Source organism: Allobosea massiliensis (assembly GCF_042655245.1).
GTDB classification, from domain to species: domain Bacteria; phylum Pseudomonadota; class Alphaproteobacteria; order Rhizobiales; family Beijerinckiaceae; genus Allobosea; species Allobosea massiliensis.
Map to the genome: position 1 here is coordinate 74,989 of NZ_JBHSLU010000063.1, position 14,362 is coordinate 89,350.

Genomic DNA, 14,362 nt, shown 5'->3' on the forward strand with positions numbered 1-14,362 from the left:
TTGAAAGGAGACCGCCATGCCGCGTTCCGCCTTGAAGGATGGACTGAGCAAGCAGGCCCGCTACCGTGCCGGCAAGAAGGCGGCGGGGCTCAAGGAGGTTCGGCTCTGGACCTTCAATACCGCGAATCCGGCGTTCCGGGCGCAGTTGAAGCGCGACATGGTGGCGATCCGGAACAGCCCTGGAGAGGCGGATGACATCGCGTTCGTCGAGGCACTGACGGATTGGCCGGCTGAGGAAAGATGAGGCGGGGCGACGTGGTCCTCGTTGCGGTGCAAGGCGACCACGGCAAGCCTCGACCCGCTCTGGTCGTTCAAAACGATCTGATAGACGATGTCGACACGACGCTGGTCTGTCTCATCACCACGAGCACGGATGTCTCGGCGGCTTTCCGGTTCGCCGTCGCGCCGACCGTGGGTAACGGTCTCCGTGAGCAGAGCTCTGTCATGCTGGACAAAACCACCATGGTGTTGCGCCAGAAATGCCGCGCCGTGGTGGGGAGGCTCTCCGACGAAGAGATGATGGCCATCGATACCCGCCTTGCCTTCGTCTTCGGCCTCGGCGGCTGATCCTCACCCCACCGCGTTGTTCTCGACCCGCACGCCCGTGGCCCTGGCGTCGGGCGCCTTCGTCAGATCGCCGGTGACGGCCTTCCCGTACTCGGTCCCGACCACCGCGCCGCTTCTCGCTTCCGCGATGACGTTGCCGGAGATCACGGCGTTGCGCTGTTTCGGGACGAGCGAGACACCGATGCCGATGCCGGTTCGGCGCACCATGTTCCCGGTCGCGGCGAGATTGCGCATGCCCCATGACCAGCCGAGCGAGATGCCGATATCGCTGGCGTCCTCGATGACGTTGCCGGTCACTGTGGCCTCGGCCTCGACATGGACGCCCATGCCGCCGATCGGCTCCTTCACGCCGGGATAGAGCCCCTTGCGGGCGCGCCGGACGATATTGTTGGCGAAGACGCTGAGCCGGCCGCCATGGTCGAGATTGGTGATGTTGGCGCCCTGCGCGCAATCCTCGACGAGGTTGTTGGCGATGATCGCGCCCTCGAAGGCGAACTCCGAGTAAAGCCCGACCTCGCCGCAGCGCCGGCCCTGATTGCCGAGGATCTGGACGCTGGTGCCGGAATTGTTGCGGATGAAGGTCAGGGCGCAGTCGCGCAACTGGTTGCCTTCGATGATGACGCCACCGGCCCGGTACAGGCTGATGCCGTTGCCGTTGGGGCCGTCGCCACCGGCATCGGCGCGGATGCGCTCGACCCGGTTGCCCCTCACGAAGGAGCGCTCGTCGCCCGCCTGGCTGCGCCAGAGCTGGATGCCGTTGTTGCCGCAGTCCTCGACCACGTTGCGCTCGATCCGCAGCCCCAGCGAGTCGAGCGAGAACAGGGCCGATTCCCGCATCGACCGGAACTCATTGCTCTCGATCGCGCCGCCCGAGCGGTTCAGCAGGAGCCCGATCGAGCCGGCCCTGGCGAAGGCGCAGTCCTGGATGTCGATTTGCCCGACACTCTCGGCCACGAGTAGCCCCTCGCGGCCAGCCGCCGGGATGTCGAGCCCGTCGAAGCTCAGGCCGCGCAGCGAGACACGCCCGACACCACGGGCGGAAAGCAGGGGGCCGAGCCCGGCCGCGAGCAGGATGGTCGCGCCCCGCACGCCGAGGAGGTTGGCGCCATCGGGCAGGGCGACCCGGCCGACGCGGTAACGGCCTGGCGCGATGAGGAGTGGCGCCTGCCGGCGGGCGGCCTCCACCAGAGCCGCCTGAAGCTGGCGAGACTGGTCGTCGGGCGAACCGGGCCTCAGACCGAACTGGGCGGCGTCCAGGCCCAGTCCGCCGAGCGGGACGGCGCGTTGCGGCGCCTGGGCGCGAAGCGGCGGTGCCGCGAGTGCGGCTGTGCCGAAAACGGCCGTCGCGAGCAGCGCGCGTCGTGAGAGGACGGGGGAGGTCAAGGCCATGGCGGGGTGGTTCAAGGGCCATGCCGAGGCGACTTGTCCCGTTCCGGGACGGGCTCAGCCGGGCTTTCGTCCGCGCCGGGCGAGGTCGATTCCCATCGCTGCGAGGCTGGCGGCGAGTGTTGCCGCTGGCGGCCGGAAGGCAGCGACCCGCGTCTTCGGCTTGGTGCCCGGTGCTGGCCGCAGCCAGGGCACATGGATGAAGATCACCGGCACGCCGCTGTTGCGGTGAGGCCGGAGGGCGGCCGCATAGCAGGCATCGCAGAGATAGCGCCCGGCCGAGGGAGAAAGCCCGCTGCACAGCCCGCGACGGCGCAACGTTGCCAGCGCGGCCTGCGGAGAGGCGGTCGTCCGCAGGGGCAGGGCGGCCGGCACCGGCATCGTGGTCGGAGTCGCCCCGCTGAAGTCGGGATGGAGCGGGCTGGCATGGCCGCGGCCGAAGAGTTCGAGCCGGATCTTACGGGCACGTGCGGCCAGCCCGAGCATCAGGATCGCTCGCGGGCGGGCCTCCGCGAGATGGGCGCGCAGCCGCGGCAGCCCGCCTGCATAGCTGGTTTCCAGGATCAGGGCCTCCGCTGCGAAGCCGGCGGCCCGCAGCCGCTTCGTCACGGCCTGCGCGAGCGCGGTCGTCGGATTGACCCGCACCCGCGGGAAGGGGCCGAAGCCCGTGACCAGAATGTCGGGGCGGCTCGGTGTCATGGCTTCAGAGCCCCAGCGCCTGCGCGATGTCGTCGGCGGCCAGGGTCGGCGCCAAGGTGCCGGCCGCCACCGCCGCTTCGAGCGCCGGCGTCCGGGCCTTCAGATCGGGATCGTCGCGCAGCTTTGCCCGCAGCCGGTCTTCGACCATGGCCCACATCCATTTCACATCCTGGCGATGGCGCTTCTGGGCGATGAGCCCCTTCGCCTCATGGCGGGCGCGGTGATCCTCGATCCTGGCCCAGAGCGTGTCGAGCCCGTCGCCGGTGAGCCCCGAGATCGTGACCACCGGCGTCGACCAGAGCGGAGACGAAGGCGCCAGAATGTGCAGTGCAGCCTGGTACTGCGCTGCGGCGGCGCGCGCGGCCGTCGCGCCGGCCCCGTCCGCCTTGTTGACCGCGATCATGTCCGCGAGTTCGATGATGCCCTTCTTGATGCCCTGCAGCTCGTCGCCCGCATTGGGCAGCATCAGAACCAGGAAGAAATCGGTCAGCTCCGCCACGGCGGTCTCCGACTGCCCGACGCCGACCGTCTCGACCAGGATGACGTCGAAGCCCGCAGCCTCGCAGAGCAGCATGGTTTCGCGCGTCCTTGCGGCGACGCCACCGAGCGTGCCTGAGGAGGGCGAGGGGCGGATATAGGCGCCAGGGTCGACCGCGAGACGGGCCATGCGCGTCTTGTCGCCCAGGATCGAGCCGCCGCTGCGCGAGGAGGAGGGATCGACCGCCAGTACCGCGACCTTATGGCCCCGGCCAGTGAGCAGGCTGCCGAGCGCGTCGATCGTGGTCGACTTGCCGACCCCTGGCACGCCGGTGATGCCGACCCGGATGGCGCCGCCCGTCTTCGGAAGGATCGACTGGACGAGGCTGCTGGCCTGCCGGCGGTGATCGGCCCGGCGCGACTCGACCAGCGTGATCGCGCGTGCCAGCGCCGCGCGGTCGCCGGCGATCAGGCCGTCGGCGAGGGCGGTGACAGGAGCGCTGAGATCGGCCATGAGTCCACCTAGCAAGGCCGGGGGTCCTGCGACAAGGTTCCGGAGGAGGGCGGCCTCCCCGATCTTGCCGACCGACCGGCCTACGTCATGGCGGCGCCTTCGGGCGATGAGGACGATGCAGGCGGTGGTACGGTTCAAGATCCTGGTTCTGGCGCTGCTCGGCCCGCTGGCGCTGGCTGCCTGCGGCACGCCGCGGGTGCTGGAGATCAGCCGGGGTGCCACCGGCGAGGTGGCGGGCAAGGTCGAGATCTTCGTCGCCACGACGCGCGAGGCGTCGGCCGAGCCGGTCTACTTCAACGGCGAGCGCGGGCCCCGCCTGGCCTTCGCGCGGCTCGACTTCACCGTTCCGCCCAACCACAAGCCGGGCGAGTTGGAATTGCCTGATTCGGGGCCGAGCGACCCCTCGAAGCATTTCGCCGTCACCAATGTGCAGCGCCTCGATCTCGCGCCGATCGTGGCGGATGTGCGCCGAGAGATCATGAGGCGGCCGCCGTCGCAGCGCGACGTGCTGGTGTTCGTGCATGGCTTCAACACCAATTTCGCCGATGCAGCGTATCGGTTTGCCCAGATCGTCCATGATTCGGGCTTCAAAGGCGTGCCGGTGTTGTTTACCTGGCCCTCGCGCGGGCAGCTCCTGGCCTATCCCTATGATCGCGAGAGCGCCTTCTATTCGCGCGACTTCCTCGAACTCAACCTGCGCGCCATCGCCCGCGATCTCGGCACGACGCGCATGGACATCCTGGCCCATTCGATGGGGACCTTGCTGACGCTGGAGACGATCCGGCAGGCCTCGATCCGCGGGGACGGCACCTTCGGCGGCAAGTTGCGCGACATCATCCTGGCGGCGCCGGACGTCGATCTCGACGTGTTCAAGACGCAGATGCGCGAGATCAAGCGCCCGGTGACCGTTTTCGTCTCCGCCGACGACCGGGCGCTGGACTTCTCGCGGCGCTTCGCCGGCGACAAGACGCGCCTCGGCGCGGTCTCCGCTAAGGACACGCAGATCATCGCCGACCTCGAAAAACTCGGCGCGCGCATCATCGATCTCTCGGCGGAATCCTCCGGCGACCCGCTGAACCACAGCAAGTTCGCGTCCTCACCGAAGGTCGTCCAGCTCATCGGGCAGCGGCTGAAGGAGGATGGCGGCATCGCCACTGCCGGGCCGGGCCTCGGCGACCGGGTCGGCGACATCGCGGGCGGCGTCGTCGGCACGGTGGGCTCGACGGTAGGGCTCGTCGTGACGGCGCCCGCGGCGATCGTCTCGGGCCGCCGCTGAGGCCTCGGCCGACATTCATCCAGGCTGTTTCGGTGCTCCGCCGCAATCTGGCCGCGTTAGCCTGTCGTTAAGGGCGGGCTGGCCAACTCGGCCTCCCACAACACACCGGATGCCTGACACGATGCCTGTTTCGCGGCACGCTCTCTCACGCCGTCTTGCGATCACCGGGCTGCTCTCGGTAGGGCTTTCGGCCTGCGCCCAGAGCGAGGCGACGGTCTCGCCCTTCGCGGAGCCGACCCGTGCCGACGCGTCGGCGCTGGGGAAGGAGCCGGAACTGCTGGTCGTCACGACGCGGCGCTCGCTCGGCGCGCGGCAGCCCTATTTCGGCAGCGATCGCGGCTCCCTGACCTTCGCCGAGGTGCGGCTGTCGCCGCCGGGCCGGGGCATCTCCGGCCAGATCTCCTCGGTCGTCAGCGGCGATTGGGCGGTGCTCGGCGTCGATGCCGCGGATTCATCCGATCCCGCCCGCGCCTTCGCCCAAGCGGCGACCGGGCGCGACGTGCTGCTCTATGTCCACGGTTTCAACGAGACCTTCGAGTCGGCCGCCCGCAGTGCAGGCCAGCTCTCGCATTCGCTGGAGTTCCAGGGCCGCACCGCGATCTTCACCTGGCCTTCCGGCGGCAAGCTCTTCGACTACGCCTATGACCGCGAGAGCGCGCTGTGGTCGCGCGACGGCTTCGTGAGGGCGCTGCAGGCCCTTGTCTCCAACCCTACCGTCGGGCGCATCCATATCGTCGCGCATTCCATGGGCAGCTTCCTGACCCTGGAGGGCCTGCGGGAGCTGCGCGATTCAGCCGAGGTCTATGCCCGGATCGGCTCGGTCGTATTCGCCTCGCCCGACGTCGACATCGACGCCTTCGAGCAGACCGTTTCGCGCCTCGGCCCCCTGGCCCGCCGCATGACCGTGATCATCGATCCGGGCGATCGGGCTCTCGCGGTCTCGGCCCGCATTGCCGGCGGCGTCGCCCGCGCCGGTGCCGCCGACCGCGCCCGGCTGGAAGCGCTCGGCGTCCGCGTCGCTGATACGTCCGGCCGCGGCTGGAGCATGCTCCGGCACGACCTCTTCCTGTCCGACAGCGAGGTCACCCAGGTGGTCCGCCGCGCCATGGACCGGGGCAAGGGAGCCTGATCCCGGGGATTGCCGTGGCGGAGCCGCCCGCGCAAACTCGCCCGCGCGGAGGATGTTTGCCATGGCGAGGACGGGTCTGGGTGCGCTGGCAGCGCTGCTGCTGGGCTGGGGCGTGCAGGGCGTCCAGGCTCATGACCTGAGGCCCTTCCAGGAAGCCGGCCGCAGCCATGTCATCCACGAGGATGTCTCGCCCTCGGGCACCGAGCCGATCAATGTCGAGACCTATGTTCCCGCGGCCTGTACGGCCAAGCCCTGCCCGCTGTTGATCGCGATCCACGGCCTCGAACGCAATGCCGAGACCGCCCGCGACAACTGGATCGAAGCGGCCGAGCGGCATGGCCTGCTGATCGCGGCGCCGCATTTCGACAGGGAGCGGTTTCCGACGCGGCTGTTCCAGCAGGGCGGTGTGCGGGACGAGGCGGATCCGGCGCGCTGGCTTTACGCCAGCATCGAGCGCTTCTTCGATCGTGCTCTCGCCAGCGGCCGCGTCGCGGGAACGGGCTATGTGCTGTTCGGGCACTCGGCCGGCGCGCAGTTCGTCCATCGCATGGCACTGCTGATGCCGGCGGCGCGCTTCACCACCGCGATCAGCGCGAATGCCAGCTATTACACCCTGCCTCTGCGGGGCGAGGCGGGCGGCTTCGCCTATCCCTATTCCCTGGGCGGTACGCCTGCGACCGAGGTGTCCATATCAGCCGCCTTCGCGAAGCCGCTCCTGGTGATGCTCGGCGAGCGCGACGACGAGCCCACCCATCCGCAGCTCAACCACAGCCGTGGCGCCGAGGCGCAAGGGGCGAACCGGCTCGCGCGCGGGCGTCATTTCATGGCGGTCGCGGCCGCCGAGGCGGCGCGGCTGAAGGTCGAGAGCCCCTGGCGCGAGATCCTCGTGCCCGGCGTCGGGCACGAGTCGCGTCGGATGGCCGCCGCTGCCGCCGAGGCCCTCTTCGCGGGGCGCTAGCTGTTCACAGGGGCGGCAGGCCGATGCGCTTCTTCACTGTCGCCAGCGCGAAATTCGACTCGACCGACTGGATGCATTTCAGCCGTGTCATCTTCTGCTTGAGGAAGCGCTCATAGCCCTCGATGCCGTCCGTCAGGACCCGCAGAAGGTAATCCTGCGAGCCGGTCATCAGGTAGCATTCGGTGACCTCGTTCCAGCCTTCGACCGCCTTCTCGAACTCGGCGATGTGCTCCTGCGTCTGCTGCGAGAGGCGCACCGAGACGAAGACGCTGAAGGGCAGGCCATAGGCCTTGGGGTCGACGGTCGCCGAATAGCCCTGGATCACGCCGCTCTCCTCGAGGCGCTTCAGGCGGCGCAGGCAGGGCGTGGGGGACAGGCCGATCTTCTCCGAGAGGTCCTGATTGGTGATGCGGCCGTCCTCCTGCAGGACGGCGAGCATGCGGCGATCGACGTTATCGAGCATAAGATGCTCCTGCTTGTCCCGATTATGGAAGAATCTCTCTGCTATGATGGCATAGTGGGGCGGAACCGTCCAAGCAATCGCCGCGTCTTGCGCTTATGTTACCGCCAGGGCGCATTCTGCGGCGCACCCCGTTGGACAGCGAGGCCATCATGAGCGACGACAGCTACCACAAGGACCGGATCGCCAACCGCAAGCTGCATCCCGAAACGCTGATGATGGGCTTCGGCTACTCGCCGGCCATGTCGGAAGGGTCGCTCAAGCCACCGATCTTCCTGACCTCGACCTTCGTCTTCGAGAACGCCCAGCAGGGGAAGGATTTCTTCGACTTCACCTCCGGCCGCCGCCAGCCAAAGCCGGGCGAAAAGCCCGGACTGGTCTATTCGCGCTTCAACCACCCCAACATGGAGATCCTCGAGGATCGCCTGGCGATCTGGGACGAGGCTGAAAAATGCGCCGTCTTCGCCAGCGGCATGGCGGCCATCGCGACGACCTGCTTCGCCTTCCTGCGGCCGGGCGACACGATCATCCATTCCCGCCCCCTCTATGGCGGCACCGAGACCCTGCTGAAGAACCAGATGGGCGCCTTTGGCGTCACCGCCTTCGGCTTCACCGACGGGCTCGACATCGCGCAGATGCGCGAGACGGCGAAGGCCGCCGCGGCCAAGGGGCGCGTCGGCATGATCCTGGTCGAGACGCCGGCGAACCCGACCAACGGACTGGTCGATCTCGCCGCCTGCAAGATGATCGCCGACGAACTCGAAGCCTTGCAGGGCCATCGCCCGCCGGTCGTCGTCGACAACACCATGCTCGGCCCGAAATACCAGAAGCCACTGAAGCAGGGCGCCGATCTCTCGCTGCTCTCGCTGACCAAATATGTCGGCGGCCATTCCGACCTCGTCGGCGGCTCGATCAGCGGTTCCGAGGTGCTGGTGCGGCAGGTCAAGAGCTGGCGCGGGTCGCTCGGAACGCAGCTCGACCCCAACTCCTGCTGGATGCTGATGCGCTCGCTGGAGACGCTCGACATCCGCATGAGCCGGGCCAACGAGAATGCGAGGCTGGTCGCGGACTATCTCTCGGCCCATCCGAAAATCGCCAAGGTGCATTATCTCGGGGACCTCAGGGACGGCGACCCCCGCAAGGCGGTGTTCGACCGGCAATGCACGGCGGCCGGCTCGACCTTCGCCTTCGACGTCGTCGGCGGCGAGAAAGAGGCCTTCGCGCTGCTCGACAACCTCCAGATCATGAAGCTCGCGGTTTCGCTCGGCGGCACCGAGACGCTGGTCTCCCACCCCGCCGCGATGACGCATTCCGGCGTCGCCCGCGAATTGCGCGAGGAGATCGGCCTGACCGACGCGCTGATCCGCATCTCGGTAGGCATCGAGAACATCGAGGACCTGATCTCGGATCTGGCGCAGGCGCTGGAGGCGGTGTGAGGGCGGAACACGTCATGCTCGGGCGAAGACCCGAGCATCTCTCGCACGCTTGTTCTGCATGAGATTCTCGGGTCTGCGCTTCGCTCCGCCCGAGAACGACGTAGCGTCCTAAATCCCGACGCGCCCCCAGCCCGGCAGCTTCAGCGCCGGGCTGCGCAGATCGAGGCCGGCGACCAGCCCCAGCAGGTTGATCTCGACGCCCTCGACCCAGCCGATGGTGAAGCCGGCGAGCCCGTAGAGCGAGGCCTGGATGCCGGTGCGGCTCGGCGTCAGCCCGGCGAACAGGCCGTCCTCGCGGAAATCCTTGCCGATCGCCGTCGGCGGCAGTGCCTGCGCGAGCTCCGGCACCTCGGCCAGGACATGCTGGACGAAGCTGTTGGAGTTGGGTCCGGGCCAGGCCTGGTAGCTGCCAGGCGTGACATAGGCGTAGCTCTTCACCGCTGCTCGGATCCGCGGGATCAGCGCTTCCGCCGCCGCGCCACGGATTTCGGCCACCGGCTCCGGCAGGTTGCCATACCAGCGCCCGTCGGCCTCGCGGTGGTTGACGCGCACCGGCGTGCCCCAGCCGACGACGTCGAAGCGTGTATAGGCGCTGGCGCCGGCTTCCTTCACCACCACCCAGGAATGATGCGCGAAGACGCCGCGCCAGCGACCGACGCGGGCGGCGAAGACATGCACGGTGGCTTCGGGGACGGTCGAGGCGGCGGGCAGGAGCTTCGCGCTCGACCAGTCGGCCCGGCGCCAGTCATCGGCCGTTCCCTGCATGGACCACCAGGCCGCATGGGTGGCGAGCGGGACGATGAAGAACAGCAGGAAAAGTAGGGGCAGGAGGCGGGCAGCACGCATAGGCGCAATATGTGGCAGGCCTGTTGCATCGCAAGATCGATCGACGCAGTGCGGGATCACAACGGCTTGAGACGTGGCGCCAAGCTGTTAGCTTCTGCGCCGCCCGTCCGGAGAGGAATCGAACGCATCATGATGGCTGGCCGCTGGTTCAAGGGAATCGTCTCGGGTCTCGCGCTGGGCCTGTCGCTGGCCGTGGCGGGGCAGGCTGCTGCGCAGGGCAAGGAACTGCGCATCTACAACTGGTCCGACTATGTCGACCCCGAGGTTCTCGACGCCTTCAAGAAGGAGACCGGGATCACGGTCGTCTACGACACCTTCGACCAGATGGAGACGGTCGAAACCAAGCTGCTGGCGGGCAAGACCGGCTACGACCTGATCGTCGTCACCGCCTCCTTCCTGCCGCGCCACATCCCGCTCGGCCTCTATGCGCCGATCGACTCCGCCAAGGTGCCCAATCTCAAGAACGCCTGGCCCGAGATCCAGGGACGGCTGGCCAAATACGACCCCGGCAACAAGCACGCCGTGAACTACATGTGGGGCACCACCGGGATCGGCTACAACGGCGCCAAGATCAGGGAGCGGCTCGGCCCTGACGCGGTGATCGACAGCTGGAAGATCCTGTTCGATCCCGACCAGCTCAAGAAGCTCTCGAACTGCGGCGTGCATGTGCTGGACGCGGTCGAGGAGATGTTTCCCGCCGCTTTGCGCTATCTCGGCCTGAACCCCGACTCCAAGGCCGAGGCGGATCTGAACAAGGCCGGCGAACTGTTGCGGAAGATCCGTCCGCACATCCAGAAGTTCCACTCGTCCGAGTACATCAACGCGCTCGCGAACGGGGATATCTGCCTCGCGGTCGGCTATTCCGGCGACATCCTGCAGGCGAAGAAGCGCGCGGAGGAGGCCAAGAACAAGGTCGAGATCGCCTATTCCATCCCGAAGGAAGGCGCGCTGATGTGGTTCGATTCCTTCGTGATCCCGAAGGATGCAGCCAATCCGGAAGCCGCGCTCGCCTTCATCGACTTCGTCAACCGCCCCGCCATGGCGGCGAAGAACTCTGACTTCATTCAGTACGCCAACGGCAACATCGCCTCGAAACCGCTGCTCTCGGCGGCGGTGCGCGACAATCCCGGCATCTACCCACCGGACGCCGTGATGGCGCGGCTCTACACGATCACCCCTTACGACCAGAAGGCGCAGCGGCTGGTGAACCGCCTTTGGACCCGGGTGAAGACCGGCAAGTGAGCGACGGCCAAAGTGAGCGTCGGCAGGTGACCACCCAGAGGGAGCGAGGGACGGGCGCGATGCGCAAGGCATCGCCCGGCAGCGTGCGCCGCGCCTTCCAGCCCTGGAACGACCCTGCCGCGCAGCCGCTGGTCGAGTTCCGCGCGGTGACGAAGCGCTTCGGCGGCGTCACCGCCGTCGCCGATGTCTCGCTCTCGCTCTACCCGCGCGAGTTCTTCGCCCTGCTCGGCCCGTCCGGCTGCGGCAAGACCACGCTGATGCGGATGCTGGCGGGCTTCGAGACGCCCGACGAAGGGCAGATCCTGCTCGACGGCGTCGACATCACCGCCGTCCCGCCGCATCTGCGGCCGGTCAATATGATGTTCCAGTCCTATGCGCTGTTCCCGCATCTCAGCGTCGCCGACAACATCGGCTATGGCCTGAAGCGCGAGGGGCTGCCGCGGGCCGAGATCGACCGGCGCATGGCTGAGATGCTGGCGCTGGTCAAGCTGGACGGGCTGGGCAAGCGCCGCCCGGACCAGTTGTCCGGCGGACAGCGCCAGCGTGTCGCGCTCGCCCGCGCGCTCGCCAAGCGTCCGAAGCTCCTGCTGCTCGACGAGCCGATGGCGGCGCTCGACCGCAAGCTGCGCGAGGCCACCCAGTTCGAGCTGATGGACATCCAGAGCGAACTCGGCACCACCTTCATGGTCGTCACCCACGACCAGGACGAGGCCATGACCATGGCCGACCGCATGGCGGTGATGGACCATGGCCGGCTCGTCCAGATCGCCCCGCCGGACGTGATCTACGAGGCCCCCGTGAGCCGCCACGTCGCGGAGTTCGTCGGCGACATCAACATCCTCGAGGGCCGCGTCGAATCCGTCGAGGGCGATCTCGTCAGCGTGATGACGCCGCTGGCGGGCATCGTCGAACTCGATGAGGAGGCGCCGGCCCTGTCCCCCGGCGCGCCGGTCCTCGTCGGGCTGCGGCCTGAGAAGATCGCGCTGAGCCATGACGAGCCGGCCCAGGGCACCAACAAGGTCCGCGGCGAGATCTGGGACATCGGCTATCTCGGCGACATGACCATGGTTCAGGTCATGATTGGCGGCGACGACGGCCAACTCCTGAAGGTCTCGCTGACCAACCGCTCCCGCCGCATCGAGCGCCCCTTCGCCTGGGAGGATGCGGTCTGGCTGTCCTGGGACGTCGAGGCCGGGCTGGTGCTGAAGCCGTGAGCGGGCCGGTCTCGAAAGTGACGGCACAAGGCCGTCTCATCGTGGCCGTGCCCTATCTCTGGCTGGGGCTCTTCTTCCTCGCGCCATTCGTCATGGTACTGCGGATCGCGCTGTCGGATGCCGCCACCGCGCTGCCGCCCTATGCCCCGCATTTCGAGGGCTTCGCGGCCCTGCGCGACTTCCTGGCAGGGCTCGATCTCGAGAATTTCGGGCTGATCTCGGAGGATCCGCTCTACTGGCAGAGCTATCTCTTTTCGCTGCGCATCGCGGCGCTGACGACGCTGATCGCGCTCGCGATCGGCTATCCGCTGGCCTACGCGATGGCGAGCGCCCCTATGCGCTGGCGCGCCATCCTGCTGGTGCTGGTGATCCTGCCGTTCTGGACCTCCTTCCTGATCCGGGTCTATGCCTGGATCGGTATCCTGCGGCCCGAGGGGCTGCTCGACATGGCGCTGGCGGCGCTCGGCCTGAGCGATCAGCCGCTGCGACTGTTGAATACCGAGACCGCGGTCCTGATCGGCATGGTCTATTCCTATCTGCCCTTCATGGTGCTGCCGCTCTATGCGACGCTGGAGAAGCTCGATCGTAGCCTGCTGGAGTCCGCCGCCGATCTCGGCGCGACGCCGCTCAGGGCCTTCCTGACGGTGACGCTGCCGCTCTCGCTGCCCGGCATCCTGGCGGGCTCGGCACTCGTGTTCATCCCCGCCATCGGCGAATTCGTCATTCCGGACCTGCTCGGCGGGCCGGACACGACGATGATCGGCAAGGTGTTGTGGACCGAGTTTTTCTCCAACCGCGACTGGCCGCTGGCCTCGGCGGTGGCGGTCGTGCTGCTGGTGGTGCTCGTCCTGCCGCTGGCGCTGCTGCAGCGCGCGCGGCTGTCGCGGGCAGGCGAGGGGGGCGCGGCATGACGCGGCTCGGCCCCGGCCTCATCCTCGCCCTCGTCGCGGGCTTCGCCTTCCTCTACCTGCCGATCCTGGCGCTGATCGCCTATTCCTTCAACGCCTCGCGGCTCGTCACCGTCTGGGGCGGCTTCTCGACGCATTGGTACGGCGCTCTGCTCTCCAACGAGGCGCTTTTGTCGGCGGCCTGGCTCAGCCTGCGCCTCGCCTTCGTCTCGGCCACGCTCGCCACCGCGCTGGGCACGCTGGCCGCGCTGGCGCTGGCGCGGCAGGGCCGTTTCCGCGGGCGCCTGCTGTTCTCCGGCATGGCGCTGGCGCCTCTGGTGATGCCGGAGGTGATCACCGGCCTGTCGCTGCTGCTGCTCTTCGTGGCGGCGGATGTGGAGCGCGGCTTCTGGACGGTGACGATCGCCCACGCGACCTTCGGCCTCGGCTTCGCCTGCATCGTCGTGCAGGCCCGTCTCGTCGGCTTCGACCGCTCGCTGGAGGAGGCGGCGCGCGATCTTGGCGCTACGCCGCTGGTGACCTTCTGGACGGTGACCCTGCCGCTGATCGCGCCGGCGGTGGCGGCGGCCTGGCTGCTCGCCTTCACCCTGTCGCTCGACGACCTCGTGATCGCGAGCTTCACCACCGGGCCGGGCGCCACCACGCTGCCGATGCGGCTCTATTCGGCGGTTCGGCTCGGCGTCTCGCCCGAGATCAACGCCGCCTGCACCATCCTGATCGGCTTCGTCGCCACGGTGGTGATCGCGGCCTCGCTGCTGCTGAAGCGCCGGCAGGCTCTGGCGGGCTGACGCTCGCGACGGGGCGTCCCCGGAGACGGCTCCCGCTAAACGGCGTGTGAATGGCGGCCTCAAACGCCGTTCAGACGCGATCCGCCATGGTCCTGGTCAAGGCGAGGGGATGGCCCGAGCCGGCAACAGGACAAGGATCATGGCCCGCAGATTCGTCGTTACCGCGCTGGCCGGGCTCGCTCTCGGCGCCGCCGTGTTCACTGCGGGCAGCGTCGTGGCGCCCGCCACCGCCGAGGCTTTCGGAGGGCGCTACGAGGAGGACTGGGGGGCGCCCCGGCACGGCTGGCGGCCGCCCCCGCCGCCCGTCTTCCACGGCTACTGGGGCCGCCGCCGCTGGCACCACCCCGACGGCTACGGCTTCCGCCCGCCGCCGCCCCGCTACGGCTACGGTTATGGTCACGGCTGGCGCTAGTGTCGCGCGGCGACATCCGTGATCATGGGACAGGCGCGGCCCGCCGGCCG

At 68.3% G+C, this 14,362-nt stretch carries 16 protein-coding genes; 11 read left to right on the plus strand and 5 right to left on the minus strand.

Features of this window, described 5'->3' with window-relative positions; translation table 11 throughout:
* The first annotated feature begins 16 nt into the window (after positions 1-16).
* Both ACFPN9_RS18100 and ACFPN9_RS18105 read left to right on the plus strand, forming a co-directional pair.
* Positions 17-244, plus strand: coding sequence for an antitoxin MazE-like protein (locus tag ACFPN9_RS18100; RefSeq protein ID WP_066724241.1), 228 nt, complete (start codon positions 17-19; stop codon positions 242-244).
* Positions 245-255: 11 nt separating this feature from the next.
* A complete protein-coding gene (locus ACFPN9_RS18105) occupies positions 256-567 on the plus strand; it encodes a type II toxin-antitoxin system PemK/MazF family toxin (RefSeq protein WP_197426693.1) in 312 nt (103 codons plus the stop codon).
* A 3-nt stretch (positions 568-570) separates the two neighbouring features.
* Here ACFPN9_RS18105 and ACFPN9_RS18110 read toward each other — a convergent pair whose 3' ends face one another.
* Genes ACFPN9_RS18110 through meaB form a run of 3 tightly spaced genes read right to left on the minus strand, consistent with a single transcriptional unit; the run spans position 571 to position 3,643 of the window.
* Complete coding sequence (locus tag ACFPN9_RS18110) at positions 571-1,956, minus strand: TIGR03808 family TAT-translocated repetitive protein (protein WP_066724247.1); 1,386 nt, start codon at positions 1,954-1,956, stop codon at positions 571-573.
* Positions 1,957-2,010: 54 nt separating this feature from the next.
* Positions 2,011-2,652 carry a pyroglutamyl-peptidase I gene (locus ACFPN9_RS18115; RefSeq protein WP_066724250.1) on the minus strand — a complete coding sequence of 214 codons (642 nt, stop codon included), beginning with the start codon at positions 2,650-2,652 and terminating at the stop codon, positions 2,011-2,013.
* Positions 2,653-2,656: 4 nt separating this feature from the next.
* Complete coding sequence (gene meaB / locus ACFPN9_RS18120; protein ID WP_066724253.1) at positions 2,657-3,643, minus strand: methylmalonyl Co-A mutase-associated GTPase MeaB; 987 nt, start codon at positions 3,641-3,643, stop codon at positions 2,657-2,659.
* Between the two features lie 106 nt (positions 3,644-3,749).
* Here meaB and ACFPN9_RS18125 point away from each other — a divergent pair, with 106 nt between their 5' ends.
* From ACFPN9_RS18125 to ACFPN9_RS18135, 3 genes are all read left to right on the plus strand, one after another.
* Positions 3,750-4,919, plus strand: coding sequence for an alpha/beta hydrolase (locus tag ACFPN9_RS18125; RefSeq protein WP_377817397.1), 1,170 nt, complete (start codon positions 3,750-3,752; stop codon positions 4,917-4,919).
* Positions 4,920-5,040: 121 nt separating this feature from the next.
* Entirely contained in the window at positions 5,041-6,048 is a 1,008-nt protein-coding gene (locus tag ACFPN9_RS18130; RefSeq protein ID WP_066724260.1) for an alpha/beta hydrolase, read from the plus strand.
* A gap of 61 nt (positions 6,049-6,109) precedes the next feature.
* Positions 6,110-7,006 (plus strand): alpha/beta hydrolase family protein, encoded by an 897-nt coding sequence (locus tag ACFPN9_RS18135; RefSeq protein ID WP_066724262.1) that lies wholly within the window; start codon positions 6,110-6,112, stop codon positions 7,004-7,006.
* A 4-nt stretch (positions 7,007-7,010) separates the two neighbouring features.
* On the opposite strand, the gene ACFPN9_RS18140 is transcribed toward ACFPN9_RS18135, so the two are convergent.
* Entirely contained in the window at positions 7,011-7,469 is a 459-nt protein-coding gene (locus ACFPN9_RS18140) for an Lrp/AsnC family transcriptional regulator (protein ID WP_066724264.1), read from the minus strand.
* Between the two features lie 149 nt (positions 7,470-7,618).
* On the opposite strand from ACFPN9_RS18140, the gene ACFPN9_RS18145 reads away from it, so the two are divergent.
* Positions 7,619-8,902 (plus strand): cystathionine gamma-synthase family protein, encoded by a 1,284-nt coding sequence (locus tag ACFPN9_RS18145; RefSeq protein WP_066724287.1) that lies wholly within the window; start codon positions 7,619-7,621, stop codon positions 8,900-8,902.
* A gap of 108 nt (positions 8,903-9,010) precedes the next feature.
* On the opposite strand, the gene ACFPN9_RS18150 is transcribed toward ACFPN9_RS18145, so the two are convergent.
* Entirely contained in the window at positions 9,011-9,748 is a 738-nt protein-coding gene (locus ACFPN9_RS18150; protein WP_066724267.1) for a DUF3750 domain-containing protein, read from the minus strand.
* Between the two features lie 129 nt (positions 9,749-9,877).
* Between ACFPN9_RS18150 and ACFPN9_RS18155 the strand changes: the two genes are divergently transcribed.
* From ACFPN9_RS18155 to ACFPN9_RS18175, 5 genes are all read left to right on the plus strand, one after another.
* Complete coding sequence (locus tag ACFPN9_RS18155; protein ID WP_280939885.1) at positions 9,878-10,990, plus strand: polyamine ABC transporter substrate-binding protein; 1,113 nt, start codon at positions 9,878-9,880, stop codon at positions 10,988-10,990.
* A 59-nt stretch (positions 10,991-11,049) separates the two neighbouring features.
* Positions 11,050-12,204, plus strand: a complete 1,155-nt coding sequence (locus ACFPN9_RS18160) for an ABC transporter ATP-binding protein (RefSeq protein WP_066724270.1) — start codon at positions 11,050-11,052, stop codon at positions 12,202-12,204.
* Positions 12,201-13,115, plus strand: a complete 915-nt coding sequence (locus tag ACFPN9_RS18165; protein ID WP_066724273.1) for an ABC transporter permease — start codon at positions 12,201-12,203, stop codon at positions 13,113-13,115. The genes ACFPN9_RS18160 and ACFPN9_RS18165 overlap by 4 nt, the downstream gene beginning before the upstream one ends.
* Positions 13,112-13,900, plus strand: coding sequence for an ABC transporter permease (locus ACFPN9_RS18170; RefSeq protein WP_066724276.1), 789 nt, complete (start codon positions 13,112-13,114; stop codon positions 13,898-13,900). The genes ACFPN9_RS18165 and ACFPN9_RS18170 overlap by 4 nt, the downstream gene beginning before the upstream one ends.
* 139 nt (positions 13,901-14,039) lie before the next feature.
* Positions 14,040-14,312, plus strand: a complete 273-nt coding sequence (locus ACFPN9_RS18175) for a hypothetical protein (protein WP_066724280.1) — start codon at positions 14,040-14,042, stop codon at positions 14,310-14,312.
* The last annotated feature ends 50 nt before the right edge of the window (positions 14,313-14,362 follow it).

Coding starts and splice junctions, on each gene's coding strand:
- ACFPN9_RS18100 (WP_066724241.1), top strand. CDS start 17: ATGCCGCGTTCCGCCTTGAAGGATGGACTGAGCAAGCAGGCCCGCTAC.
- ACFPN9_RS18110 (WP_066724247.1), bottom strand. CDS start 1,956: ATGGCCTTGACCTCCCCCGTCCTCTCACGACGCGCGCTGCTCGCGACG.
- ACFPN9_RS18115 (WP_066724250.1), bottom strand. CDS start 2,652: ATGACACCGAGCCGCCCCGACATTCTGGTCACGGGCTTCGGCCCCTTC.
- meaB (WP_066724253.1), bottom strand. CDS start 3,643: ATGGCCGATCTCAGCGCTCCTGTCACCGCCCTCGCCGACGGCCTGATC.
- ACFPN9_RS18125 (WP_377817397.1), top strand. CDS start 3,750: ATGAGGACGATGCAGGCGGTGGTACGGTTCAAGATCCTGGTTCTGGCG.
- ACFPN9_RS18130 (WP_066724260.1), top strand. CDS start 5,041: ATGCCTGTTTCGCGGCACGCTCTCTCACGCCGTCTTGCGATCACCGGG.
- ACFPN9_RS18135 (WP_066724262.1), top strand. CDS start 6,110: ATGGCGAGGACGGGTCTGGGTGCGCTGGCAGCGCTGCTGCTGGGCTGG.
- ACFPN9_RS18140 (WP_066724264.1), bottom strand. CDS start 7,469: ATGCTCGATAACGTCGATCGCCGCATGCTCGCCGTCCTGCAGGAGGAC.
- ACFPN9_RS18145 (WP_066724287.1), top strand. CDS start 7,619: ATGAGCGACGACAGCTACCACAAGGACCGGATCGCCAACCGCAAGCTG.
- ACFPN9_RS18150 (WP_066724267.1), bottom strand. CDS start 9,748: ATGCGTGCTGCCCGCCTCCTGCCCCTACTTTTCCTGCTGTTCTTCATC.
- ACFPN9_RS18155 (WP_280939885.1), top strand. CDS start 9,878: ATGATGGCTGGCCGCTGGTTCAAGGGAATCGTCTCGGGTCTCGCGCTG.
- ACFPN9_RS18160 (WP_066724270.1), top strand. CDS start 11,050: ATGCGCAAGGCATCGCCCGGCAGCGTGCGCCGCGCCTTCCAGCCCTGG.
- ACFPN9_RS18170 (WP_066724276.1), top strand. CDS start 13,112: ATGACGCGGCTCGGCCCCGGCCTCATCCTCGCCCTCGTCGCGGGCTTC.
- ACFPN9_RS18175 (WP_066724280.1), top strand. CDS start 14,040: ATGGCCCGCAGATTCGTCGTTACCGCGCTGGCCGGGCTCGCTCTCGGC.